General features: G+C 67.0%; 22 protein-coding genes and 1 pseudogene. 17 read left to right on the forward strand and 6 right to left on the reverse strand.

Features of this window, described 5'->3' with window-relative positions; translation table 11 throughout:
• Nucleotides 1-78: 78 nt before the first annotated feature.
• A complete protein-coding gene (locus VZL07_RS23960) occupies nt 79-702 on the reverse strand; it encodes a hypothetical protein (protein WP_426749942.1) in 624 nt (207 codons plus the stop codon).
• Nucleotides 703-2136: 1434 nt separating this feature from the next.
• On the opposite strand from VZL07_RS23960, the gene VZL07_RS23965 reads away from it, so the two are divergent.
• The 13 genes and pseudogenes from VZL07_RS23965 to VZL07_RS24025 all read left to right on the forward strand — a co-directional run bounded on the left by VZL07_RS23965 (nt 2137) and on the right by VZL07_RS24025 (nt 14937).
• Nucleotides 2137-2889 (forward strand): sigma-70 family RNA polymerase sigma factor, encoded by a 753-nt coding sequence (locus VZL07_RS23965; protein ID WP_426749944.1) that lies wholly within the window; start codon nt 2137-2139, stop codon nt 2887-2889.
• Nucleotides 2890-3018: 129 nt separating this feature from the next.
• Nucleotides 3019-3321: a hypothetical protein gene (locus VZL07_RS23970; protein WP_426749946.1), complete on the forward strand. Its 303-nt coding sequence runs from the start codon at nt 3019-3021 to the stop codon at nt 3319-3321.
• Between the two features lie 5 nt (nt 3322-3326).
• A complete protein-coding gene (locus tag VZL07_RS23975; protein ID WP_426749947.1) occupies nt 3327-4049 on the forward strand; it encodes a hypothetical protein in 723 nt (240 codons plus the stop codon).
• Nucleotides 4050-4201: 152 nt separating this feature from the next.
• Nucleotides 4202-5650 carry a DEAD/DEAH box helicase gene (locus tag VZL07_RS23980; protein ID WP_426749948.1) on the forward strand — a complete coding sequence of 483 codons (1449 nt, stop codon included), beginning with the start codon at nt 4202-4204 and terminating at the stop codon, nt 5648-5650.
• Between the two features lie 6 nt (nt 5651-5656).
• Nucleotides 5657-8815, forward strand: a complete 3159-nt coding sequence (locus VZL07_RS23985) for a hypothetical protein (protein ID WP_426749950.1) — start codon at nt 5657-5659, stop codon at nt 8813-8815.
• Entirely contained in the window at nt 8808-9002 is a 195-nt protein-coding gene (locus VZL07_RS23990) for a hypothetical protein (protein WP_426749951.1), read from the forward strand. The genes VZL07_RS23985 and VZL07_RS23990 overlap by 8 nt, the downstream gene beginning before the upstream one ends.
• 91 nt (nt 9003-9093) lie before the next feature.
• On the forward strand, nt 9094-9651 hold the full coding sequence (locus tag VZL07_RS23995; protein WP_426749952.1) for a DUF2924 domain-containing protein: 558 nt from the start codon (nt 9094-9096) through the stop codon (nt 9649-9651).
• On the forward strand, nt 9648-9845 hold the full coding sequence (locus tag VZL07_RS24000; protein WP_426749953.1) for a hypothetical protein: 198 nt from the start codon (nt 9648-9650) through the stop codon (nt 9843-9845). Before VZL07_RS23995 ends, VZL07_RS24000 begins: the two co-directional genes overlap by 4 nt.
• Nucleotides 9842-11395, forward strand: a complete 1554-nt coding sequence (locus tag VZL07_RS24005) for a recombinase family protein (protein WP_426749954.1) — start codon at nt 9842-9844, stop codon at nt 11393-11395. Before VZL07_RS24000 ends, VZL07_RS24005 begins: the two co-directional genes overlap by 4 nt.
• The gene (locus VZL07_RS24010) at nt 11392-11817 is read left to right on the forward strand and encodes a hypothetical protein (RefSeq protein ID WP_426749956.1); all 426 of its coding nucleotides are present in this window, start codon (nt 11392-11394) and stop codon (nt 11815-11817) included. The genes VZL07_RS24005 and VZL07_RS24010 overlap by 4 nt, the downstream gene beginning before the upstream one ends.
• Nucleotides 11818-11966: 149 nt before the next feature.
• Nucleotides 11967-12212, forward strand: a pseudogene (locus tag VZL07_RS24015) (PspA); the annotation flags it as partial.
• Nucleotides 12213-12241: 29 nt separating this feature from the next.
• Entirely contained in the window at nt 12242-13096 is an 855-nt protein-coding gene (locus tag VZL07_RS24020) for an ADP-ribosylglycohydrolase family protein (protein ID WP_426749958.1), read from the forward strand.
• A 683-nt stretch (nt 13097-13779) separates the two neighbouring features.
• Nucleotides 13780-14937, forward strand: coding sequence for a serine/threonine protein kinase (locus tag VZL07_RS24025; protein WP_426749959.1), 1158 nt, complete (start codon nt 13780-13782; stop codon nt 14935-14937).
• A gap of 237 nt (nt 14938-15174) precedes the next feature.
• On the opposite strand, the gene VZL07_RS24030 is transcribed toward VZL07_RS24025, so the two are convergent.
• Nucleotides 15175-15528, reverse strand: a complete 354-nt coding sequence (locus VZL07_RS24030; protein ID WP_426749960.1) for a helix-turn-helix domain-containing protein — start codon at nt 15526-15528, stop codon at nt 15175-15177.
• A gap of 52 nt (nt 15529-15580) precedes the next feature.
• Complete coding sequence (locus VZL07_RS24035; RefSeq protein WP_426749961.1) at nt 15581-15946, reverse strand: helix-turn-helix domain-containing protein; 366 nt, start codon at nt 15944-15946, stop codon at nt 15581-15583.
• A gap of 195 nt (nt 15947-16141) precedes the next feature.
• Between VZL07_RS24035 and VZL07_RS24040 the strand changes: the two genes are divergently transcribed.
• Both VZL07_RS24040 and VZL07_RS24045 read left to right on the forward strand, forming a co-directional pair.
• A complete protein-coding gene (locus VZL07_RS24040) occupies nt 16142-18109 on the forward strand; it encodes a serine/threonine protein kinase (RefSeq protein ID WP_426749962.1) in 1968 nt (655 codons plus the stop codon).
• An 18-nt stretch (nt 18110-18127) separates the two neighbouring features.
• Nucleotides 18128-19090 carry a DUF2381 family protein gene (locus VZL07_RS24045; protein WP_426757363.1) on the forward strand — a complete coding sequence of 321 codons (963 nt, stop codon included), beginning with the start codon at nt 18128-18130 and terminating at the stop codon, nt 19088-19090.
• Between the two features lie 514 nt (nt 19091-19604).
• On the opposite strand, the gene VZL07_RS24050 is transcribed toward VZL07_RS24045, so the two are convergent.
• Together VZL07_RS24050 and VZL07_RS24055 are read right to left on the reverse strand one after the other, a co-directional pair.
• Nucleotides 19605-20564 (reverse strand): hypothetical protein, encoded by a 960-nt coding sequence (locus VZL07_RS24050; RefSeq protein ID WP_426749963.1) that lies wholly within the window; start codon nt 20562-20564, stop codon nt 19605-19607.
• Nucleotides 20565-20773: 209 nt separating this feature from the next.
• Nucleotides 20774-21232, reverse strand: a complete 459-nt coding sequence (locus VZL07_RS24055) for a hypothetical protein (RefSeq protein WP_426749964.1) — start codon at nt 21230-21232, stop codon at nt 20774-20776.
• Between the two features lie 1088 nt (nt 21233-22320).
• On the opposite strand from VZL07_RS24055, the gene VZL07_RS24060 reads away from it, so the two are divergent.
• The gene (locus VZL07_RS24060; protein ID WP_426757464.1) at nt 22321-22446 is read left to right on the forward strand and encodes a hypothetical protein; all 126 of its coding nucleotides are present in this window, start codon (nt 22321-22323) and stop codon (nt 22444-22446) included.
• 581 nt (nt 22447-23027) lie between these two features.
• Nucleotides 23028-24244 (forward strand): IS3 family transposase gene (locus tag VZL07_RS24065; RefSeq protein ID WP_426749965.1). Its coding sequence is split into 2 segments (ribosomal slippage): nt 23028-23370 and nt 23370-24244, totalling 1218 coding nucleotides; the frame shifts between segments, so codons are not numbered across the junction.
• Here the strand turns inward: VZL07_RS24065 and VZL07_RS24070 are convergent.
• Nucleotides 24228-24839: a hypothetical protein gene (locus VZL07_RS24070; RefSeq protein WP_426749966.1), complete on the reverse strand. Its 612-nt coding sequence runs from the start codon at nt 24837-24839 to the stop codon at nt 24228-24230. The genes VZL07_RS24065 and VZL07_RS24070 overlap by 17 nt on opposite strands.
• Nucleotides 24840-25007 lie beyond the last annotated feature (168 nt).

Here is a 25007-nt window from a genome sequence, read left to right on the forward strand (position 1 = left end):
TCTTTTCGAGAGACACATCAAGTCGAACGGGACACGCCGCACGGTCCCCTGCGTGTGCTTCACAGTCGCGGGGCACGCTCATGGCGACGTCTCCGCGGAGGCCGGCTGCTTCGTGAAGGACAGGACTCGCGAGCCAGGGAAGGCAGCCAGGACGCGTACCAGGGTGGCGGCGTGCTCCGGGGTGAGCTCCTTCCGGGCTTGGCCGGTGTAGGCCGGGACGAGCCACACCTCGCCATAGGTCTCAGCGCGGAAGCACACCTCGGCGTTGAGAGCCTTGAAGCTGGCGATGTCCTCGTCGGTGAGGCCGCGCAGGGCGGAGAGTGGGGACTCTGTGTGCGCCGCGTCCAGCTCCTTCACATCGGGAGACGGAGCCGGTGGCGCGGGCTTGGAGGCGGGGGCTGGGGCGTTCTTCTTCGAGCCAGCCTCGGTCAGCGGATGCCCGAAGAGATCCACCGCAGCCGGGGCGGGCTTCGCTGGAGGAGCGGGGACAGGGGGCGCGACCTCTTCATCTTCACGAGGAGCCCGGGCCCGCCCATTCACCTTCAGCCACTCGGTGCAGGTGCCCACGCTGGGCAGGGTGCATCCACCGCCAGACCGGTAGTGCAGGCAGTGCTTGCCCTCGCCGCGGACGTACGTCTCGCACGTCACGCCAGCAGGGCGCCGAGGGGCAGTCGTGGGCTGAAGGTGGTGGGTGAGGGCCATCCGCAGTGTCCGGCGGCGCGTGTGTTGCCGCTACAAGGTAAATGCGGTGCCTTGAGGCGACGTGGGACACGGGCGGATTTAGAGCGAATTCTTTTCGGATTTCGGCGGGGCCCATGCGCGCGTGTCCCTTCACATAGAAGGAGTGCCGCCATCGCGTGAATGCACTTGGACTGCTGACACACGTCGCGGCGGTACAAAGGCACCGTTCCCGAATTCGGGGACATGGACAGGCGCGCTTTCGCGAGGGGCGATGAAGTGCTGTCCACCTGGCCACCTGCTGGACGCGGGTGTGTCCGTCGAATTCCTCAGCAATCCCATGGAGTTACGCCGAAGTGGACAGGTGGACAGCATTTTGAGGGGTAGGGCTACTTTTGTAAGCAAGCTTCCCCGCGACTGCTTTTACAGGTTTTGGCCCAGGGAGATTCGGCGCTGCCTCAATAGAGGTACCCGTAGAAAGCTGTCCATGTTGTCCACTTAGTAGTTAACAAGATAAATATATAATAATAATGGATGGTTAGAGGCGGAGAGGGGTGGACAAGGTGCTGTCCCGGCCCTGTCCCAAGTGTCCACGCGGCCGTCCACCTACGCCGGGAGGCTGCCCTCAGAGGGGGAAAGGGCCTCGGTGGGGTCCAGCCAGCGGCAGGGGTGTGAAGAGGCCGGCCTCCGAGGCGACGCCAGCCCCTTCTGCGCGAAGTGCCCCAGGCCAGGCGCGGCCCAGGACATGAAGCCGGGCTTGGCCTGAATAGCCAGAAGCCCTCATCCCACGAGGCAGAGGAGCCGTCATCCAGCCCGCGAATGAACGTGCCGATACATTGTGAAACTGTGTTTCACATAGCGCACGTCTCCCAGCGTGGACGCACGTCCCAGCCTGTGTCGACAGCCTTGCTACACAGTGTGCGAATGCGGCCGGCGCAGGTACGTGCGTCCGGACTGTGCGTCACTGGGCATGGATGTCGCAGAGGGGGCGCGCATGTCCCCGAATTGAGGCCCGCGGGCTTTGCCGTGAAGGAGGACGTTGGCTGTAGGAGTCGCGTCCCGCCAGGCCTTTGAAGGGGACACACGTCGCCACCGTAGCGACGAAGGAGGGCGAAGTCCGTGAAGCTGAAGTCCCAAGACACGCCAGCCAGGCAGGCGCGATGCGCCTCTCCCGTCGTCTCTCGTTGCATACCCGTGTCGGCTGGCTTGAGACGTGGGGCAGGCCCTTGCTACCCTCCGGACGCCGCTGCCCGTAGCGCGCAGTCGCGCCGGTTAGCGTAGCCCGTCCTCACCGCAAGCGAAGCGACGCCCACTTCCGCCGCTGCCGTGTGCAGGTGGCCGGAGGAAGGGCCGTCGTCGGTTTCCTCGGGGCATGACTGCCTCCATTCCACCCGGCCCCTGCCCGCGCAGGACGCCCGGCCGGACAGGCATTGCATTGTGAGAAGGTGCTGGAAGACGTTGCACGAGGGACTCGGTACCTCCCTGCGGGCAGCCCAGGCGAAGCGCGCATTCGACGAGGCGAAGTTGCACCAGGCGTGCCTTGCGGCCTTCGAAGGGCCCGAGGCTCTCGTCAGCTACCTCGTCAGCCCGGACGTGCCCGCCGACGAGAAGAATGGCCTCTACACGGGGCTGGTGAGACTGGTGCAGGGACACGTGGCGTCGGAGGTGGCCTGGCCGCTGCTGTGGCTGGGGCTGTGGCCGGGGCTGGACGCCGTGTACCAGCGACGGCTGAAGTACTTCGCTGGTGCGGCCGACGAGCTCTCCTCCACCATGGCCACGGCCTTCACCGCGCTGGTGAAGCGCCTCAATCTGGATACCACCCACCGCGTGGCAGCGACACTCGTGCGCAGCACGGAGCGCGACGTCATGGACGCGTGGCGACGCGCCCGTACAGAAGACGCCCGGTACAGCCGGTACCGCGAGAGGGAGGAGGCCGTGGCCGCAGAGGCCGTGGTGCTTTCCCCGGCCCTCTCGGAGGTGGGCCTCTCCGTGAGGATGCAGGTGGAGTCCCTGGCGAAGTGGCTCCACCCGCTGGCCCCCATGGACGCGAAGCTGGTGCTGTCCGTCCTCCTCCTGGACGAGGAGCAGTCAGCAGTCGGGGCGCGCCTGGGGCTGACGCCTGCGGTTGCCCGGAAGCGCTTCCAGCGCGCCCTGCTGCGCCTGCGCAGGGAAATGGAAGCTGCGGAGGACTCCGACGACACAGCGGCGTGACGAGCCGGACGTCACCCGCGACGCCCCCAACCTCAAAAAGAATTCACCAATAAATGTCCGGTGTCCCACGGCGGCTTGAAACACCGCATTTGTATGAAGAGGGGCCGCGGTGGCCCTGAAAGGCACTCAATGAATATGACAATACTGCTGGGCACCGGTGTACTGGCACTCGCCCGCGTCCCCCTGGGGGACTCGCCTGCGCAACCTCGCGTCCACACGCGTCCCCAAGGAAGCGCGAAGGGCGCGGACACCTGGCGCACGCCCGAGGACAACGACTTCATCCGCCTGCCGGGCCTCTTCCGCCGCTGGGAGTTTCAGCAGGTGGTGGACACCGACGCTGACTTCCACATTGAGGCAGCGGGCTGCGCGGAGGATGGCACCGAGTTGTTTTCCGTGTACCGGCGCGAAAACGCCGCGGCGAAGGAGGCCTGACGCCCATGGCGAACATGTGGGAGCAGACTGAGGAATTGGCGAAGCGGCACGAACAAGCCGGGGGCGCCTGGCTGAAGCTGGTGAATGACGGGGACACGGCGGTGGTGGTTTTCCTCGGAGAGCCTCACCCGCGCGAGGTGGTGTTTCACGAGGGCAAGTACGTCCTCTACGATGAGAAGCTGCGGGCCCAGGGGCACAAACCCTCGCTGCGCGTCGCCCTCAACGTGGCCCTCTTCGACACCCGCGAGGTGAAGGTGCTGGAGATGGGCGTGGCGGTATTCAAGGACGTGCGCCAGTTGCGGGCGAAGTACGGCCTGGAGAAGTGGGCCTTTGAAGTGAAGCGGCGCGGGGCGGCGAAGGACCCGAAGACGACGTACTCCCTGCTTCCCGAGCGCCAGCTGACGCCGGAAGAGTCCGCCGCCTTCCAGGCCCTGCGCCTGCACAACCTGGCGAAGCTGTACGCGGCGGAAGCCGAAGAGGGCGCCGCCCCGGCCGCCGAAAGCCCAGCACCAGCGCCAGTGGACGTCGCCGCAGCGCAGGCGCTGGCGGCGCAGCTGAAGTCCCTCCCGCGCGAGGCGGTGGACCGCTTCCTCCAGCACTTCGGCGTGCAGCGGATTCGGGACGTGCCGGCAACGCGCGGCGAGGAGGCGCGTGCCTTCGTCCAGTCCCTCGTCGCCCGCTACGCGCCGCCCGAGGACGCGGCAGACGTCGACCCATTCGCGGGCTGAGGGGAACCTCGTCCGCGGCAACACATGACGCGCAGGGCTGAAGGCCAACGCCCGCGCGCCTTTCCAAAGGAATTCATATGCAGAACCACCACTCCGAAACCTTCGGGGCCGGGAGGGCCTTGCCCTCAGCCAGCCCCAGTCCAGGCAGGCGCATGGGGCCGGCGCCGTCCACCTCCCCAGGGGGCGCCACCCTGCGCGTCCTCGTGGACTCCGGGCTGCGCCTCGCGGCGGCAGACGTGCCACCGAAGCTGCTGGAGGGCCTGCTGAAGTCCCTCTGCCTGCCCAACCCCGCGTACTGGAAGCTGGTGCGGCTGGGGAGGCGGCCAGGTAGCGAGCCCGAGACGCTGTACTTCCTCCGGCAGGAGGGCGGGGAGGTGCGGCTACCCCGTGGGGCCATTCACCTCCTGCGGCGCCTGGCCGCCGAGGCCGGCCTCACCCTGGCCCTGGAAGACGCGCGGACTCTCCCCAGAGCGCGCCTGCCTCCCATGCCCACGATGCCGCTGCGGGACTACCAGGCTGCGGCCGTGGAGAAGCTGGTGAAGGGGACACAGGGCACGGTGGTGCTGCCCTGCGGGGCAGGGAAGAGCATCCTGGCGGTAGGGGCCATGGCGCGCCTCCGGACGCCGACACTCGTCCTCGTCCACACGCTGGACTTGGCCGAGCAGTGGCGGCAGCACATTCGCGAGCGCCTGGGCCAGGAGGCTGGCCTCGTGGGGGCGGGGGAGGAGGCGGTGCGCCCCATTACCGTGGCCGTGGTGCAGTCCCTGGTCCGCTGGGACGAGGCGCGGCTGGAGGACTTCCTCGCGCGCTTCGGCTTCCTCATTCTCGACGAGGCCCACCACGTGGCCGCCAGCGCCTTCTACCGCCTGGTGGATTGCAGCCCGGCGCGCTACCGGCTGGGCCTGACGGCCACGCCGGAGAGGGAGGACGGACTGACGCCCCTGCTGCGCCTGTACCTGGGCTCCACCCTGGCCGCCGTCTCCCATGAGGAGCTCGTCTCCCGCGGCGTGCTGGTGGTGCCCGAGGTGCGCACCGTGGAGACGGCCTTCGACTTCCCCTACTTCGGCGCCTCGGACTACGCGCCCATGCTGGAGGCGCTGGCGGAGGACAAGGAGCGCAACAACCTCATTCTCGGCGCCGTGGCCCGCGAGGCCTGGGCGGGCCACCTGTGCCTCGTCCTCACGGGCCGGGTGGCGCATTGCGAGCTGCTGGCGCAGCGCCTCTCAGTCACGGGCCTGCCGGCCGCGGCGCTGACGAGCGAGGTGTCGCGCGAGGAGCGCAAGGCCCTCCTGGACAAGGCCCGCGCGGGGCGTGTGTCCGTCCTCGTGGCCACAAGCCTTGCTGACGAGGGCCTCGACGTGCCGCGCCTGTCCCGCGTCTTCCTGGCCTACCCGAGCCGCGCCCGAGGGCGCACGGTGCAGCGCCTGGGACGCCTCATGCGGCCCCACCCGGAGAAGAAGAGCGCCGTCCTCTTCGACTTCGTCGACGGGAAGGTACCTCTCCTCCGGCGACACCATGCCGAGCGCCGCCAGCAGTACGCGCAGGTGCTGGGCACGGCCCAGGTGGCTGCGGCTGCACCGCGGCGGGCGGCGAAGGGGTAGCGGCTCGTGACGTCCGCGTCTCCCGCGATTCCAGTGCCCAACCCCGAGGCCATTCGCGCCACGCGGCGGTGGCTGGCCCATGCGGCGCACGGGGTGAGTGAAGTTCGCGTCATCCGCCCCGGCGGCGGGGGCGTTGTGGGCATCGGCTTCTTCGACGACGAGGACGCCTTCGTCACGGCCTGCATGGAGGCCAACGCTGCTGGCAACGTGTACGTGGGTATTCAGCCCCGGCCACGGCGCCTGTTGGCGCTCGCCCCCAACGTCCTCCGTCCCCTCAAGAATGGGGCGGGCAGCAAGGACATTGAAGTCGTGACGGCCACCGTCCTCGACTTGGACCCGGTGCGCCCGAAGGACATGGCCAGCACCGAGGACGAGCTCGCCGCCGCCCTCCAGGCCGCGGAGGAGGCCGCGGCCTGGTGCGAGGGGCAGGGCCTCGTCCGTCCGCGGCTGATGATGAGCGGCAACGGGGCGCAGCTGTGGTTCGCCCTGCCGCCGCAGTCCCTGGAGGGGGAGGCCAGAGAGCGAGTCCAGGCCGGGCTGAAGGACTTCGAGGCCGAGGTGCGCGCGCGCTTCCAGTCCGGGCGCGTGCACGTGGACTCCATCCACGACGTGGCCCGCATCATCAAGGTGGTGGGCACCGTCAGCCGGAAGGGGGATGGCGCCCGCGAGCGTCCGCACCGCGTCGCCCAGGCCCCCTCCGGCTTCGAGCGCGTCGAGGACGCCCCCCTCGCGGAGCGTCTGCAGAGGGCGCCTGTACAGCAGGAGGCAGCGCTGCCCCGTCCCGCGAGGGTGTCGGCGCTTGCATCCAGCGAGGCGGCGCCAGGGACGGTGAAGGCCCGCCGGACGGAGACGGGGGAGTACGACTGGGAGCACCCGGTAGACATGTGCGGCCCGGTGCAGCGCCTGTGGAATGAGGGCGCCGAGGACAGAAGCGTCGCCATTTTCGACATGGTGCGCTTCTTCGCGCACAAGGGACTGGGCCTCGAGGAGATTACCGAGCTCGTCCTGGAGTACGACAGGCGGGGCCTGGGCAAGCTGAAGGGGCGCGACGGCAATGCGTACGTCCGCAATGCCTACGAGAAGGTGGTGGCCACCGGGCGGGAAGACGGGACGGTGGCGCCCCCGTGCCACTCACTGCAGAAGCTGGGGTACTGCCACGTCAACCGCGAGCCGGGAGTCCGGTGCGAGTTGTACGACGCCGTCTTCGACATTGAGAAGGCAGTGGAGAAGGTGCCCGCGGACGCGCCGGCGAAGGAGGTGGAGTACCGCCTCAAGCCCATACTTGAGGCCATTGCCCACCGGCACCCCGCGCTGCACGACTTCTACCTGGAGTCGCTGCAGCAGCGCTTCGGCCTGGAGGCCGAGAAGCTGCAGAAGGCCCTGGCCCGGGTGACGGGGCAGCAGAAGAAGCCCGCGCCCTCCAGAGGCGCCGCAGACGCCGAGGACGCGCTGGAGGGCGAAGTCGTTGAGGGCCCGGACGGCTACTACGTGAAGGGCTACGACGACGCACCCAAGCGCGTCTCCTCCTTCCTCCTCACGCTGACGGCGCGCCTCGAAACCGCGGACGAGGAGGTGTACGTGCTGGACGCGCGCACGGACAATGGGACGCACCTGAAGGGGCTGAAGCTGCCGCTGAAGGCCTTCCACTCGAAGCGCGACTTCATCCGTCACCTGCCGCTGGGGGATATGCAGTGGGTGGGGACGGACAACAACGTCCAGGGCGTGCTGCGCCTGCTGACGCGCAAGGTGGTGCCGCGGATGCCGGCTGCGCGAGTGCTGGGCTACTACCAGCACCAGGGGCAGCCGCTGTGGCTGTCGCCCCGGTGCACCCTGGGGCCGGAGGGCTTCCTCACCGACTCGCCCGTTGTGTACCTGCCCAACGGGGCGACGCTGGAGGGCCACCTGCGCTACGAGGCCGCCAGCGACGAGGCCTTCCTTGAAGTGGCGCAAACGGCCTTCGAATACCTGCCTCGCGTCAACACGCCCCAGGTGCTGCTGCCCATGCTGGGGTGGTTTTTCGCAACGCCGCTGAAACCTCGCCTCATGGCGGCGGTGGGGGCCTTCCCGCTTCTCTTCATTCACGGGACGCAGGGCGGAGGGAAGTCCTCCCTCTGCACGGAAATATTCTGGCGACTCTTCGGCGTGGTGCACAAGGACGCCTTCAGCGCGACGGAGACGGAATTCGCGCTGGTGAAGCTGCTGTCCTGCACCACCTCCGTGCCGGTGGTGGTGGACGAGTACAAGCCCCACGACATGCCCCAGCCGCGCCTCAACCAACTGCACCGCTACATGCGGCGCCTGTACCGCGGAGAAACCGAGGAGAGAGGCCGGCCCGACTTGAAGGTGAATAGCTACCCGCTGCAGGCCCCCTTGTGCATTGCCGGCGAGGCGCGCCCCCAGGAGGCTGCCCTGGTAGAGAGAATGCTGACGGCCACGCCGGAGAAGGCGACGGTGCTGCTGCCGGAGTACCGCGCGGCCTTCCAGAAGCTGAAGTCCGTCGACTTGCCCCTCTTCGCCCCCCGCTACATTCAATTCTGCCTGGGCCGGGACTTCGACGCGGACATGCGCGTGGCGCGCTCCGTGGCGGACGTCCTCATGGAAGGAAGGCAGGTGCCCCCGCGCGTTGCTGACAACGTGGTAGCCATGCTGCTGGGCATTCACCTCTTCGAGGAATTCGCGAAGGCGTGCGGCTGCGTGCTGCCCGTGGACTTGGGGGCACGTGAAGCGGTGGAGGTCCTATTGGCCGACGTCCTCGAAACCGAGGCCGGGGTGAAGAATGCCCTCGACGCCTTCCTCGAAATGCTGGGCGTCATGGCGATTCAAGGCGAGGTGCGGCACCGCGTCCATTACACCTTCGACAAGGAGGGGCGCCTCTGCGTCCACCTTGAGTCGGCGTATGACGCCTTCCGCGCGCACTGCAAGCGGATTGACTACCGCGGCGAGGTGGCGGACGTGAAGGCGCTGCGGCGCATGCTGCAGGAAAACCACAGGCAGGGAGGCTACGTCGCGGCCATGGGAGAGCGCGTCTGCTTCGCCGGTGTGGAAAGCCGGCGCCGCGCCTTCCTCGTCGACTTCTCCAAAACCAACCTCGTCACCGCTGACGACTTCCCTCGGGCGGACAGAGGACACTCCGCCCACCCTGGGGAGGACTACTTCAATGCATAGCACGCAGCCTCCGGCCGTCGACGAAGCGAAGGCGCTGGCGCAGAGGGAGGCCGAGGCCGCGCGCCTTCGTCGCGAGGCCGCGGTGGACGTCCTCGCCGAAGCCCTCTGGGAATTGTGGGTACGTCAGCACTCGCCGCGGAAGCCTCAGTCGCAGATGAAGGGCGCGGAGAAACACACGCATGGCTGAGCCGCGGACTCTCGTCTTGTCTTCTTCCGGGGACAGAGCGTCCATGGCTTCCGCCCGAGGGCGTGCTGCCCCGGACGAAGGAGACACCACCATGGCGAAGAAGGGGACTGCGCGTGCTGCGCGCCTGCAGTTGGCGGACGTGCCACAGCAACTGGCAGCGCTGGCCAGCATGTCGGTGCCGGAGTTGGCGGCGAAGTACCTGGAGCTGTACGGCGAGCCCACGCGCAGCCGCAACCGGGACTACCTGAAGAAGCGCCTGGCCTTCCGGATTCAGGAGCTGGCCGAAGGGGGCCTCTCCGCGCGCGCCGTCGCGCGCATCTCGGAGTTGGGCGACAAGCTGCCCGAGCGCTGGAGGATGCGGCAGGTGGAGGAGACGAAGCCAGCCGAGCCGCCTCCTCCAGCCGCTGCGGACGGGCGCGCAGCCCCTGCGGACGGGCGCGACGCGCGCCTGCCGCCGCCGGGCACGGTGCTGACGCGCGTATTCAAAGGGACGCAGCACCGGGTGACGGTGCGCGAGGGCGGGATTGAATACGAGGGCCAGCTTCACCGCAGCCTCTCCAGCGTGGCCAAGCTGATTACGGGCACGGCCTGGAATGGCTTCACCTTCTTCGGCCTCAAGGACGGCAGCTCAAAGGCGGTGACGCGATGAGCGGCCCCTCCTTCTTCCAAACATACATGGGGCAGCGCTTCTACGAGACGACGATGCCGCAACTCGTCCGTCAACTTGGGCGTCTCAACGATAACCTGGAGCGGCTGGTGGCCGTGGCAGAGCAGCACGCCGGGCAGAAGCAGTCCGCGAGCGTCGAGCCGGTGCCGACGCCCGGGAATTCGGAGGGGAGATGAGGAAGAGCAAAGCGACACCCACGGACACGAAGCGCTGCGCCGTCTACACGCGCAAGTCCACGGCGGCGGGCCTGGAGATGGAGTTCAACTCGCTGGACGCCCAGCGCGAGTCCTGTGTCGCCTACGTGCAGCGCCAGTCCGGCTGGGTGTTGGTGGATGAGAGCTACGACGATGGTGGCTTCACCGGCGCCAACATGGAGCGGCCCGCTTTCCAGCGACTGCTGCAGGACGTGGACGCGGGGCGGGTGGACGTGGTGGTGGTGTACAAGGTGGACCGCCTCTCCCGCAGCCTCCTCGACTTCGCGAAAGTCATGGAGCGCTTCAACGCGGCGGGCGCCTCCTTCGTCTCGGTGACGCAGAACTTCTCCACCGCAGACGCGATGGGGCGGCTCACCCTCAACATGCTGATGAGCTTCGCCGAGTTCGAGCGCGAGATGATTTCCGAGCGCACGCGGGACAAGGTGGCCGCCGCGCGGCGCAAGGGGAAGTGGACGGGAGGACGCGCGCTACTGGGCTACGAGGTGAAGGACAAGCGCCTCGTGGTGAACGAGTACGAGGCCGTGGTGGTGCGGGAGGCCTTCGAGCTGTACCTCCAGCACCAGCAGGCCTCGGCGGTGGCGCGCCTCCTCAACGAGAAGGGGCGCACGACGAAGAGGTACGAGGCCCAGAGTGGTGCCACGCGCGCGGCTCGGAAGTGGACGACGCAGGATGTGCTGCGCCTCTTGAGGAGCCCTCTGTACGCGGGCTTCATGCCCTATGGCGACGAGACGCACCTAGGCGAGCACTCGCCGATTGTAGACAGGGCTACCTTCCATCAGGTGAAGGACATTCTGGAGGGCCGCGGCCCGGGCATCCAGTACCACGGGCGCAACCCGGACTACGTGCTGCGAGGCCTCCTGCGCTGCGGCATGTGCGGCGAGGCCATGACGCCCGGCTCCACGCGCAAGGGCGAGCGCGAGTACCGCTACTACCGCTGCGTCACCCGGGACAAGCAGGGCAAGGAGGGGTGCCGGGCTGCCCCCATGCCGGCAGCCGCCCTGGAGGACTTCGTCGTCACGCAGCTGCGGGAGGTTTCGGTAGGTGACGGCTTCGCGGCCCAGGTGCATGCCCGCCTCACGGCGCGGTTGGAGGAGAAGCACCAGGCCCTGCGCGCGGAGCGCGCGCAGCTCCCGAAGGACTTGGCTAAACGCGCCGGGGAGTCGAGGAAGTGGGTGGACTCCCTCGCCAAGCTGGAGGGCCCAGCCCGGCGCCTCGTCGAGGAGAACCTGACGGCCGCGGAAGAGGAGGTCGCCCGCATGCGGAAGCGGCTGGCGGAGGTGGAGCGCGCCCTGGACGCCATTGATGGGGAGAAGGTGGAGGCGGAGTGGGTGGCCCAGGCCCTGGCGAACTTCGACGTGGTGTGGGACGCCCTGACGGCGACCAACCGGGGGCGCCTGCTACGGGCCCTCGTTGGCCGGGTGGTGGTGAACGAGGCGACGGGCCGCGTTGACGTGCATCTGGCCCACGCCAGTGAGGCCGCAGCGCTCGGGCGCGAGGAGGTGGCGGCGTGAGCACAAGCCCCGAGTCGCAGCTGGCGGAGGCCGGCCTCGTCAGCGGACACTTTCACCGCGTGCGTCGTCGGGCGGAGGTGCGCCTCCGACGTGGGGCACCACCCCCGCCGAGAGAGGTGGCGCGCCGGCCAGCGCACGTCGCGCGAATGTTGGCCCTGGCGCACCATGTGGAGTCCGCCATCGGCCGGGGCCTTGTGGCGAGCGCAGCGGACGTCGCCAGCCAACTGGGCTTCACCCGGGCGCGCGTGACGCACCTGCTGGACTTGCAACTGCTGGCTCCGGACATCCAGGAGGAGGTGCTGTTCCTCGATGCCGTCGACGGGGCGGAGCCGCTCAGTGAGAGGGGCCTCCGGGCCATTGCACACGCGGGGACGTGGGAGGCGCAGCGCGAGCGCTGGCGCGCGGTGAAAGCTTCATTCTGAGACGGGAGTCCGAATGCCTGGACTTCTTGGTGTAGCGTGAGTGCACGAAGCTGTCTGTGGTGTTGAAAAATATGCGGGCCGGGTGGCCCGCGAGAAAAGCGAGCGAGAGCACTATTCAGGCTGCGGTAGCGGAAGAGGTGAGGAAGGCGATGGGCCGGCAGTTGGAGCTGCTGGAGAAGATTGCTCAGTTTCTGGGCATTGAGCCCAGCAGCGCCCCTGCGGCGTCCGTGCCGAAGCGCACACCTGCGCCTCCGCCTTCGCCGAAGCGCATGTCCTCGGTGCCCGTGCGAAAGTGGGCGAGGACGGAGGTCGCGCCGAAGCCCACGCGGGCCGGGCCCGCGCCCCAGAAGAGCCGCGGGCGCCCGCGTGCGGCGGGACGCACAGTGTACTGCGCTTTCGTCCTTAGCCTGGTACGCTCTGCTGCATGCTGCTAGAGCTAGCTGTCGGTGACGCATATGGCGCCGGTTTTGAGTACGTCAGTGCAGAACGGGTGCTGCGGGATAACGACCTTTCCTGCTACGTGGAGCATCCTCGGCCCCTTCTCGCTCCCGGAAGCTACACGGACGACACGCAGATGAGCCTCGCGGTGGCGGAGGCCATGCTCTCAGGCGAGCCATGGACGCCACAGCTCTTGGCTCGCTACTTTGTTGCAACATTCCGGCGAGACCCTCGTAAGGGCTATTCGCGGCGCTTTCAGGCGTTGCTCGAGCAAGTTGAGACGGGCGAAGAGTTCCTCGAGCGAATCAACCCGAATAGCGACAGGAGTGGCGCGGCCATGCGTGCTCCACCACTTGGCTTGTTGCCCTCCTCTGGGCAGGTCATCGAGCGGTGCACGATACAGGCTGAGCTGACTCACCGCACGGTGGATGGTGTGAACTCTGCCGTGGCGGCAGCGCTGATGACGCACTTTCTCGTGCACGACATCGGCCCAAAGGAGGAGCTTGGCGCATTCCTCGAGTCCCAAGTGCCAGGGCAATGGGCGAAGCCATGGGTCGGCGAAGTGGGACAGAAGGGATGGATGAGTGTGCGGGCCGCCGTTACGGCGGTACTTGCGCACGATACGCTCGCGGACATTTTGCGTGCATGCGTGGCCTACGGAGGGGACGTGGATACGGTCGCGGCCATTGCACTCGCAGCTGCGGCCTGTTCAGGTTACGTAGAGCAGAACATCCCTGCGCACTTGGTTGAAGCACTGGAGAACGGAGTCTTTGGCCGAGACTACATCGTCGCCCTCGATGCACGATTGATGGCCCTCGCAGCTGACTCCCGGTCCCGCTGACGGGCCGCGATGACCTCTCCCTTAGTAACGCCCAGGCCGAGGGACAAATCACGAAGCTCAAGCTCCTCAAGCGGCAGATGTATGGCCGAGCCAGCTTCGACCTGCTGCGTCGTCGCGTGCTGCTCACCATTTGGGCCTACGGCCCACACGAAGTGCGGGAGAGCCACGGAAGCGGGGGACCCTCACCCGATGGGCGAGTCAGCATTGCTTGGCTCGTCGCTCAGTTGGGCGACGAGCTTTGCGGTAATGGAAGGTGCTTCCCGGTAAGAGATGCCGTGTGGTGCCTCGTAGTCGAGGGCGCGCGGACCTTTGCCAGGCGACCGGAGAGGCATTGACCGCCCGGGCAAAACGCTTTGGTTGGTGAGATAGCGCGCTATGCCCCATGTAGGCGACGCGTTTGAGCGTGCTTTCTATGTCTACTGCAGTCAGGTGCGGTTGATTGCATCGGGCCATTGAAAAGAGGGCACGTATCTGGATGCGCCTTGCTCGCACCAGCGAGTGCCGGCTTCCCTTGTGGAAAGAAGAATGGTACTTGATTGGTGCTTTTGAAAGCACCTATTAGGTGCTTGCGTTGCGGCGCGGCCCCGCTGTCACTTCACGCAGTCACGCATGCCGCAGGCGGCTGCCTGACGGGTGTCGTGTTGCTGTGCCGCTGTCCCACTCTTCCGCATGGAGTGTCACCCATGGCCAGTACCGCCGATGAAGTCAGTACGGACGAAGGCCCTTGCCAACCGCCCTACGTGGCGCCGCCCTTCAAGCCTCACTTTCTCTTCGAAGCGGGCGAAGTCCGATATGAGGCCGTGGCGGAGTTGGAGCGGAGGCAGTCCGGGGAGGTGCTGCTCTTGGCCCAGCGTCGGGTGCGGAAGGAGGCGTTAACGGGCCACTGCCTCGTGCGGCGCCTGCCGAGCCCCGCCACCTACATGCGCAGGCGGAGGCTGGTGGAGGAGGTGCAGCTGGCCTTTCGACTCCACCACCCGTCCATTGCACAGGTACACCACCTGGGCATTTACGGCGACGCGCCGCACGTTGTCATGGAGTACGTGCCGGGGCCTTCGCTGGAGACGCTGGTGACGGCATCCGTGGTGCGTGGACGAGCTATGTCCGAGGCCTTCTGCCTCAACGTCGGCGTGGAGTTGGCGGAGGCGCTGCACTACGCACACACGTTGGTGGACGAGGACGGGCGCTCTCTGGGCATTGTCCACCGCGACGTCAATCCCCGGCACGTCATTGTCGGCCCTCACGGCGAGGTGAAGCTGATGAGCTTCGGTGCGGCGTACTCGCTGCTGGTGGGGCGGGAAGAGTCGCCGGAGAGCCTCGTCCGCGGGGACGTGGCTTATGCTTCGCCGGAGTACATTCGTCGCGAGTCGCTCACTCCGCGCTCGGACGTCTTCAGCTTGGGTGTGCTGCTGGTGGAGCTCCTGACGGGCACCCACCTTTTTGACGTCGCGGATGTGCCACGGCCTCCTCAGGGGCGGCGACTACGCGCGGAAAGCACTCCGTCGCTGCCGTTGAAGCAAATGCGCGCGTTGCTCGCCAGCTTCGGCTCAGACTTCGTGGAGAAGGCAGTGGCGGCGTTGGCTCCGGACGTGAAGGCCATTCTCCACAGGACCCTGCAGGCTAACCCCGAGGAGCGCTTCGCCTCGGCCGCGGAGCTGCGTGACGCACTTCGGGCAGCGCAGTCTCAGCGGGGCGAGCCCTACGGGAGGCGGGAGGTGGTGGGGGAGGTGGCGCAGGTACTGTCGGAGGGCGGCCGCATGCGCGACAAGGTGGAATTCGGTGAGGCTGGCCTCTACCCGGAAGGGCTGGACGCGCACGAACTGATGGCCGCGAAGGAGAAGTAGCTGGCCGTGGAAGGGGAGGGACTGGTGCGGTGGCACGAGTGGATGGTTCGGCCTGGATGCACCGTCACCGGCGAGATGCGCAAGGCCGCAGCTTCCGGCCCGCCGTTCCTCACCTCCTGCCGACAAAGGAGGGCCTCGACGAGGTGGCCCGGCTTCGGCGGGAGGTGCAGCGGTTTGCAGCCAGTCTGTCTCAGGAGAGCGGCACTCGCCCTTTGCGGCGGCGGGTCGCTACCTGCTTCATCTCGCCATGACTGTGGCGACTTGAAGAAGGGCCTCCAACTGTTCCCCATCCAGCTTCCGCGCCAGGTACAGCAACCGACGCAAGGAGGGCGTGTCGTCCTCCTTCGCGCGCGGGCCTTTCCCCCCGTGGGATGGTTCCGTGAGGCCGAGCATCTCCTCCGGAGAAACCTTCAGCTCGGTACACAGCCGGTAAAAGGTGGGGATGCTGGGAAGCATCTGCCCGCGCTCCAGGCGGCTGTACACGGGGGGCACCAGTCCGACGCGGGCTGCGGCATCGGCCCGGGTGAGGCCCATCTGCTCCCGAGCGGCGCGGGCCGTCGTGCCAATGGTGATTGCCAAGTCCTGGTCCATGAGGTGAGGCGCAGTGTACCTGAGAAGTCTTCTTCTCAAGCACGTGCGCGACTCACCGCATCGCTGGAATCAGTCGCAGGAGTGCCTTCACCTGTCGCTCATCCAATTTTCGCACCTGCTGCACCAGCAGTCGTACCGTAGGCGAGTCTGGTGGGGGCTCTGCGTGGAAGCCGTGGCCCAACAGGGCGTCTGGCGAGGTGCAGAGGACGGTGGCGAGGCGGTGGAGCGTGCGGACGCTGGGCAGCATGCGTCCACGCTCCAGGCGGCTGTAGACGGCCGAGGCGAGGCCCACCCGCTGCGCGACATCAGCCTGGGTGAGAGAAAGGCGCAGTCGTGCCGCCCGGGCGTTGGCGCCAATGGTGCTCGCGAGGTCGAGCGACGACGTGGCCTGGTGGCTCTCTGGTGACGAGGCGGGCATGAGGAGGGAGGCGAGGGTGAGTCACCCCAATGTAACGAGTCAGGCGAATGGTTGGCAATCCTCTGAGTAGGAATGACTTCGGAAGCTGAGGACTGTCACGTCGGGGTTTGGTAGCGTGGTGGCGCTGCCGGGAGGGAGAAGCCGCATGCGGCAAGGTGAAGTCCTTCAGTCCGCATTGATTGGGTGGGAGGCGTCATGAGGGACGACGGCCCCCCGGCCGTGCTGTCTCCCGGGGACGTGGTGCTGGGCTACACGGTGGTGAGGCAGCTGGGCCGTGGCGGCTTCGGCACCGTGTACCTCGCGACGCAGGAGGGGCAGTCCTACGCCTTGAAGCTGGTGGAGCGGCGTCGCGTAGGCGGGCGGGCGGAGCGGGAAGTCTCCATCCTCTTGCGTCTCAAGCACCCCAACGTGGTGGGGATTCGGGGTTTCTCCTTCTGGCAGGTGGGGGAGCGCGAGTTCGCTCTCATCGTCATGGAGTACGTGGAGGGACGGCAGCTGGGCGTGTGGGTGAAGGAGGAGAACCCCTCGGCCCGGGAGGTGGCGAGGGTAACCCTCGACGTGGCGCGGGCGCTGGCGGCCTCACACGAAGCACAGGTGCTGCACCGGGACGTGAAGGAGTCCAACGTCATGGTGCGCGACGCGGACGGCGTGGCGGTGGTGGTGGACTATGGGGTGGGGGACTACAAGGGCGCCCCCGGCGTCACCCAGTCCCTGGTGCCACCTGGGACGCCCGAGTACCGCCCGCCGGAGATGTGGCGCTTCATGGAGAGGCCCGTGGGGGTGGGGCGAGGCCGCTACGTGCCGGGCCCGGCGGACGACGTGTGGGCCCTGGGCGTTGTCCTCTACCGCCTCCTCACCGCGAGGTGGCCTTTCGAAGCCGGGGACGACCAGGCTTTCATCAACGCCGTCCTCACTCAGCCGCCAGTGCCTCCCCATGTCGCCAACCGGCTCGTCCCGGAGAGGCTGAGTCTTCTGTGCATGCGGCTGCTGGAGAAGGAGCCTGCCGAGCGCCCCGAGGCGAGCGCAGTCTGTGAGGCACTGGAGGAGGTGCTGGCCGGGGCGGAAGGGGAGGCGTGGGGCAGTCCCTTGTGCGACACGTATGGGCCGCACTCGGCAACCACCGAGGGGGAAGTGGACGAACTCATGCAGTGGGCGAAGGTGCCCTTGCGCCAGCTGCGCCGTGGCAAGGCGCCAGGGCCGGCCCCCGCGGAGCTGCCGGACGTCCCGGGCGGTGGCCCGCCCGCGCCTGCGGCATTGGTGCAGGTGAATGCGCCTGCAGCCGTGCTACCCGTGAAGGTGCAACTGCCTCGACCAGGGCTGGCGGTGCTGGACGCCTCGCGGTTGGCGACGGAGTCCGCTGCCGTCGACGTGGGGCGGCGCTCCCTCTACTCTCGCCTCAGGAAAGGGCGGGTGCTGGGTGTGGGGCTGTTGGCCATGGCCCTCGCGGCTGGGGTGCTTTTCTCACAGCGGACGGCTTCACCGCAGCCGCAAGCAACGGTCTTCGCCGACCCAGGTCAAGAAGTAGCGCCATATACAAAGAAACCTCAAGCTGGCCAGGCCGCAGCTCCCACCGGGCCGGAGGCAATACCTGCGGCCGTCGCGCCTCCCGCGATGCTCCCCGAGGTGACTGCCACCGTGACGACGAAGAAGAGTGACACCCCGCCATCCCCGCTAGAGCCCGTCAAGAAGGCTACGAGGGGCGTCCGCAGCGCCCTGGCGACGACGGCCCTCTGCACGACGTTGGCCTGCACAGGGCCGCAAGTGCGCTCGCCACCGGAGCCCGAGGACTGCCCGGACGGGGCTGTCGAGGCCATGTCGCAGCTAGGCATCCGCGTGGGGGAGGCGAACTTCGCAACATTTCCCATTAGAGGCGAGACGAGGGTGATCACGGTGCGTGAAGGCTCCACGCAGGTCCGTTTGCTTGGACGCTGGGGGCAGCTGCCCGACGGCACAACTATTTCAGGGAAGCTCATCTTGGGGGACCGCGTCTATGGTCGATTGACCAAAGCACGCACCCGCAGCGGTGACAGCTTCCCAGTATGCTTGGAGGTATACGATACAAACTCAAGGCGCGGGCTTGAGTTGGAGCCAGGTAAGGCTGGCTCTGGAGGGCTTCACGTCTGGTCAAGCGTCCAGATGAAGGCCGTCCGCGAGTTTGAGTGAAATCCGGTGTTCTAAGTGGTGTGCCCGGTATCCAGCGTTGACTCGCCAAGGAGTAACAACTGCTTGCCTCGGATAGTTACTGCCGTCCTCTTGTTTTTTCTGTCCGGCGGCGGTGTGGCTCGAGCGCAGCCGACGCCTATGTCAACTGGCTCAGGAGTGCGCCGCATCGAAGTGCCCCCGGAGAGCGCGCCAGCTTCGATCGAAGTGTCGATCAGTTCGGGGCTCTCATCCACGATCCTGTTTGATTCGGAGTTGGCGCGAGAAGGAGTGGTACTGGAGGGGCGGGAGCGGTTCTCCCTGCTGGACATAGGCCAGACCACGATTCGTCTTATCCCCTCAGAAGGAATCAGCTCTGGAGACCGGTTTCGGTTGACTGTGAGATTTCGAGATGAGGCGGCACCAGGGAGTGCAACCTTTCTTTTGGTAGCTCACCCAGCAAAAGCAGATCCGCTCTTGGAGGTGTATCGCCGGAAGCGCGGTGTGGAAACCTACCGGGAAGAGGCGCGAGAGGCGAGGGCAGAGGCCCAGCGGTGCCGAGAGGAAAATGAGCGTCTGCGTGCTGAGCGAAGCGCTCCTCAAGGGCTCGCGGGTCTCATTTCGTCGGGACTGCCAGGGACTGGAGGCGTCGAGGGTAGTAGCGATTTGCTGAAGACTCTCTCTCGAAGCCCCAGTAACGCATTGCTTGTACGTGTGGCCTTCAGCTATCGCTCCGCACGACGAGTCGCGGTGGAGGTGGGGCTCCATTGCCCGAAGGATATGCCACCGTGGAGGGCAAATGGGGCGATGCTCCGAGGCAAATCTGGTGAAGAATTGAATGTGGTGCAGGTGTGGCAGGACACGCCTGCGCCCTCGCAAGAGTACATTCGCGTCGTCGTTGAAGCAGAGGCGACGCCAGATGCAGCTCGGGGCCCATTCACCTTGAAGCTCTGGGAGGCGGACGGCCCGCGCACCATCACTCTGGGGAATGTGATATTTCCATAGTCTTTCGCAGGGCTTGGTCGGCGCAAAGGCACTGGTGCGTGGTTGCGTCCCAGGGCTCTGTGGCTGGAATCCAGAATCAGGCCTGCACGCTGGAGCCGGTATCACTTGGCTTCGCTAACTGTCCCGTCGTTGTTGACGCGAAATCGAAATCCTCCGCGCCCTTCTCCAGCAACTGCAATGTGGTAGGTGCGTCCGCGTGTCAGCAGTCTTGCAGGTTGTAGTTCCTCGAAGCCGTAGGGGAGGACACCGTAGTTGAGGCGCGCTGGGAACGGCCCGGTGAGCGGTGGCAGCGCGCGAATGGACCACATGTGAGTGCCGTCAATGTCCATGACGCTGATGGAGTCGTACCGAGGTGCGTCCCCAGGTTGGGACGGCGCCCGGATGACGAAAGCGGGAGCGGGAATCCGTTCTGCGGCAGATGCCAACTCCACGATGAGCGGCGGCTCGCAGGCGCCGACCAACGTGGCAAGGAGGACTGCCACCACGAGCCGCAGGAGCCAATTATGGCGCATGGCTACGGCGCTCCCCGTCCGGCCCGGACCTCGCGCAGCGCCGCCTCGAGCTGGGCGGTGTAGTCCACCCCATCGACGTAGAGGCGCTTCGGTGGAGCCTCGAAGAAGCCCGCGCGGTAGCCCTGCTCGAGCAGCTCCGCCTGCTGCTCCGGGTTGAGCTGACTCCAGGATTTCCCCTCCCGGAGGCCTTTGCCCAAGTCGTAGCCGTCCCCAAAGAACTGGGCCACCAAGGCCTCGCTCATGTAATCGATGCCGCCGTGCTGGTGCTGCCACACGTGGGCGGCCTCGTGGACGAGGGTGTCCATTCGAAGTGGCACGTGTTTCGATGGGACGAAGATGGTGTCCCCATGCACGAACGGCCTACCTGACATCGTCAGTAGCCCTGCATTGCCTTCCTTGATGGAGATGCGGCTGTAGTCGAGGGAGTCGCCGTACACGTGGCGGAGGACGGCCTCTTCCTCTGCCGTTAGCCCACGCCGGACCGGCTCCACGCCCAGAAGCGTCTGGGCGGCACTGAGGGCCCGTCCGCCCACCATAAGCACCGCGTCGACCGGCGTCTGGACCATTTGCACCAAGCCGCGCGCGAGTTCGGTGAAGCCCTCTCGGAAGCGGCCAGTGAATACTTGGCCCAGGCCGTTGGCCAGCGTCTGCGTAGCCTCTACTCCGTTACGAATGAGTCCCACGACAGCGTCCTTCGCTCCTGTCACGAGGCCACCGACGGCGTCTCCCACCCGCCGGAGCCCTCCTGTTACGGCGGAGCCGATGCGGCTGAGGAGCCCCTTCTGCGCCCCCTTCTCAGGCCTCTGTGCCTTGAACCCCTCGGCGGGCATGCGCACTGCCTCCACAACGGCCTCTGGCTGCGCGCTGGCGAGGGCGAGGGCTGTATCCGCAGACTCGGCCGCTGGCCGCTGGAGCCCTGGAGCGCGGTTGCCGAAGGACTCGATGATGTCGCCCGCCTTCATGGCGACTGCTCCGCGTGGGCGAGCCGCGCCCCTGTTGGCCTCCGGTGGCTCGGGCTCAAGCCCCGGGAGAACCGTGCTGCGTGACGTGATGGATTCCATAGATGGCCCTGGTGGTGAGAGGAGGGATGACACGGCGTCTCGGCCAGCGCGCCAGCTGCGAGCTGGGGCGCGAGGGCGGTGAGGTGAAGGGGCGGCCGCCTGGCCGCGCGTCAGAGCCCGCAGGTGTGAAAGTTGCCGGTGGCGAAGTACCGGCAGTCGCTAGGATTGCTGCACAGCGACCGGCACTGGCCCGCGGCGTTGGGCACGGAGCACGTGTTGCAGAAGCAGCTCGTCTGGTGGCCGAACGCCGTTACGAACGTGGAACAAAAGCCCGCTGAGGAGTTGGTTTCCGCGGCGCAGTTCGACGCGATGAGCACGTCGGCGCCCGGCGCGCACGTGAAGTGGACCCGCGGATTGGCCACGCTGGCGCCCGTGGCAGACGCGCAGACGCCATTGACGTCGATGCTGCCGCACCGGCAGGCCCCACTTCCGTCAGCGGCGATTCGTTTGCACTGCCCCGGGCCGCAGTTGAGGGCGATGATGCCTTCCTGCGGGTCACACCTCACCCAGGTGTCCCCGGTGCAGTAGCCGTACTCGTTGATTCCCTGGCAGGCGCCGCCGATGCGCACGCAGCCCGTTCCGGCTTGGTTCGGGACGTACCCCGCGGCACAGGCGCAGCTTTCCCCATCCGCGTTGCACGTGGAGTTGGCCGGGCAGGTACCACACGTTCCGCCGCAGCCGTCCGAGCCACAAACCTTGTCCTGGCACTGGGGCACGCAGACGCACGCTCCAGACGCGCTGCATGTGGTTCCTGTGCGGCAGGTCCCGCACGTCCCGCCGCACCCGTCCGGTCCGCACTGCATCCCGTCGCACTTCGGGACGCACACACACCGGCCGCCCTGGCACGCTTCGCCGGAGCTGCATGTGCCGCAGCTCCCCCCGCAGCCGTCGCTGCCGCACGTCTTCCCAGCGCACGAGGGGGTGCACGTCGCCGAGCACTGTCCTTCCGAGTCGCAAGCCTCACCCGCCCGGCAGGTGCCGCAGGTCCCACCACAGCCGTCCGGTCCACATTCCCTCCCGAGACAGCGCGGAGTGCAGGTGCTGCCGGCGTCCACGGGCGGCGTACCGCCGTCGCCCTCAAAGGAGCCCCCATCTCGCGAGGTGGACGGGGGCGTGCGACCATTATCCGGGTCCTCCTCCGTGGGGCCGCAATGCAGGACCGCTACGGCGACCAGTATCGGGGCGAAGATGCGGAAGAAGGCGGGCGCTGGGCGTCCAAAGGCCACGGAGAACTCCTCCGGCCAGAGCTGCGCTGGGGGAGTCCTGCGCGAGCCTGGCTCGACGCTGCCTGCCTCAGCAGGATGCGTGCCCCTGGGGTGTTCCTCTTGGAGGAGGGCGCTGGGCCATCCGCGGGCGAGGACTGGCGTGCCACGTAGAGACTCCTCCAATTGGCCGCCCGCACGGTGAGTTCGCAGTTCCCCCTAATGTGAAGGACTGGAGCACTTCGAAGGGGCCTTCCCCAATGGCTCGTCCGCCTGGTGCCATGATCCACCGCCGCCGACTTCGCCAGCGAGGAGGCGCGGGTGTCCCAGTCCCGGGCAATATTCACCTGTGTCCGGACCTCGACTGCGACTCGGTGCCACGCATGCTGAGGCAGCGCAGTCCTGCATTCGTGCGCGTCGAGCCGCGCTTCCTCCCTGAGTTGGAGGAGTCCCAGGTGCGCGTTGGGAAGCGCCTCTGGCTGCCCTTCCTCCGTGCCCGCCGGTACATGCAGTCCCGCCAGTCGCTGCTGGACTACTCGCTCACGCAGTTCTTCAAGGAGGCGGAGCGGTACCGGCCCTGAATTGGAACTGTCGCTCCTTGCGCGCCAACCGGTGTCGCCTGGCGCGCAGGCTGAGGTGCCGTATTCGCGTGATGGGAAACATGCACGGAGCCGGCGAGAGAGCGTCTTTCCGGATGCCTCTTTGTCTGCTGGTGTTCTCTCGACTATGCCTGTCATGACGACGACAGCACCGGCGCCTCTCTTACTCGCGTTGACGCGCTCCTGCCCCAGCGTCTGGATGCCCCCGCGTTAATCACGCCAACTGGCGCACTTGCCATCCGGTCTGCGCCAGCCGGGGCCGCCTCGGCTCCCGCATCCGCCGCTGCCATATCCATAGTTGCTGCGCGAAGTGCCCCTGCGATTGCTTCCCTGGGAGTTCTGGTGAGGCTTCGGACTCGTTAGATTTGCTTGCCGCTCCGCTTCGGCAACCTGAGCGTGCTCCGCCTGCGTCAGCAGGGACTTGCGACAGAGGCTCGGGTATCCGCCATCAAGGCAGACCTTCAGGTTCTCGCGCCGTTCCGCCTCGGCGACTTGAGCACGCTCGGTGGTGTAGCCCCCTGAAGAGTCGGACAGGCTCGTTCGGCTAATAAGCGAGTCTGAGCATGGAGAAGAAGAGCCAAGAGGGAGCCCCTGAGGGGGCGGAGAAGGGCAAGCGCCGTCGGCGGTATTCGGCGGCGGAGAAGCTGCGCCTGGTGACTGAGTGCGAGGCGCCGGGCAGTAGCGTGTCCCTGGTGGCGCGGAAGTACGGCATCAGCCCCAGCCAGCTTTTCCGCTGGAGGCACCTGAAGGAGGCGGGCGGCGTGTCCGGCCTGCGGGCCGGGGAGGCCGTGGTGCCCGAGTCCGAGGTGCAGGCGCTCAAGGCCCAGGTGCGAGAGCTCCAGCGGCTCTTGGGCAAGAAGACACAGGAGGCGGAAGTCCTCCGGGACGCGGTGGAGTTGGCCCGCGAAAAAAAACTATTGTCGCCCGCGGCCTTGTCGAAGCTGGGAGGCATCCTGTGAGCGCGGTGGCCCGGACCCTCGGCGTGTCCCGCTCCACCCTGCATCGTCCCTTGGGGGCTCGGGAGCCCCGCCGCCCAGACGCTCATGCCGACGCCGAGGCGCTGGAGGGACTCAAGGCCGTCGCCCAGGAGCGCGCCACGTACGGCTACCGCAGGGCGTGCGCCGTCCTCAACCGACAGCGCCGGGCAGCGGGGAAATCGCCCGTCAACCACAAGCGGGCGTACCGGCTCATGCGCGACGCCCAACTCCTCCTCCAGCGACACACAGGGAAGCCTACTCGTACCCACGAGGGCACCATCATCACGCTGAAGTCCAATCTGCGCTGGTGCAGCGACGGCTTCGAAATCCGCTGCTGGAACGGCGAGCGCGTCCAGGTGGCCTTCAGCCTCGACTGCTGCGACCGGGAGCTCATCGCGTACCGTGCCTCCGTCGAGCACCCCACCGGCCTCACCATTCAGGATTTGATGGCCGAGACGGTGGAGGCCCGCTTCGGCCCGGGCACCTCGAGGGCGCCCCACCCGGTGGAGTGGCTGTCGGACAACGGGCCCGTCTACACGGCCAAGGACACGCGCGATTTCGGCCGGAATCTGGGCCTGGTGGTATGCACCACGCCCGCCTACTCCCCGGAGAGCAACGGCATGGCCGAGGCTTTCGTGAAGACGTTCAAGCGCGACTACGTGTACGTCAACGACTTGCCCTCCGCTTCCCACGTCCTCACCCGGTTGCCCGTCTGGTTCGACGACTACAACCGCTGCCACCCTCATCGCGGATTGAAGATGATGTCACCCCGCGAGTTCCGTAGTGCTAACTCTCAACCCTGAGCTGTCCGATTTGACGGGGGCAACTACACTCGGTCTGCGTCAACAGGGACTTGCGACAGAGGCTCGGGTATCCGCCATCAAGACAGACCTTCAGGTTCTCGCGCCGTTCCGCCTCGGCGACTTGAGCACGCTCGGTCTGCGTCAACAGGGACTTGCGACAGAGGCTCGGGTATCCGCCATCAAGGCAGACCTTCAGGTTCTCGCGCCGTTCCGCCTCGGCGACTTGAGCACGCTCGGTCTGCGTCAACAGGGACTTGCGACAGAGGCTCGGGTATCCGCCATCAAGGCAGACCTTCAGGTTCTCGCGCCGTTCCGCCTCGGCGACTTGAGCATGCTCCGGCTGGGTCAGTAGGGACTTGCGACAGAGGCTCGGGTATCCGCCATCAAGGCAGACCTTCAGGTTCTCGCGCCGTTCCGCCTCGGCGACTTGAGCATGCTCCGGCTGGGTCAGTAGGGACTTGCGACAGAGGCTCGGATAGCCGCCGTCAAGGCAGACCTTTAGGTTCTCGCGCCGCTCCGCCTCGGCTGTTGTTTGCGCGTACGCACTTGTTGAGAGGGCCAGTGCCAGGACTGCGGAGTACAATAGTTGGGACATTCTTTCCCCCTCGTCTGGCGCTTCAGGCCGCTCGCCAGTTGCTGCGGTTTCGGAGATTACACTTCGAGGCAGTGTTCTGAGAAGAGGTCGAGCGATTATGAATGGGAGCCGAACATGGAGGACGCGCAAAAGCTGCAAGTGCCGTGACGCTTGACGCCGCCTTCAGCC

This window comes from Pseudomyxococcus flavus (assembly GCF_050038885.1).
GTDB lineage: Bacteria > Myxococcota > Myxococcia > Myxococcales > Myxococcaceae > Myxococcus > Myxococcus flavus.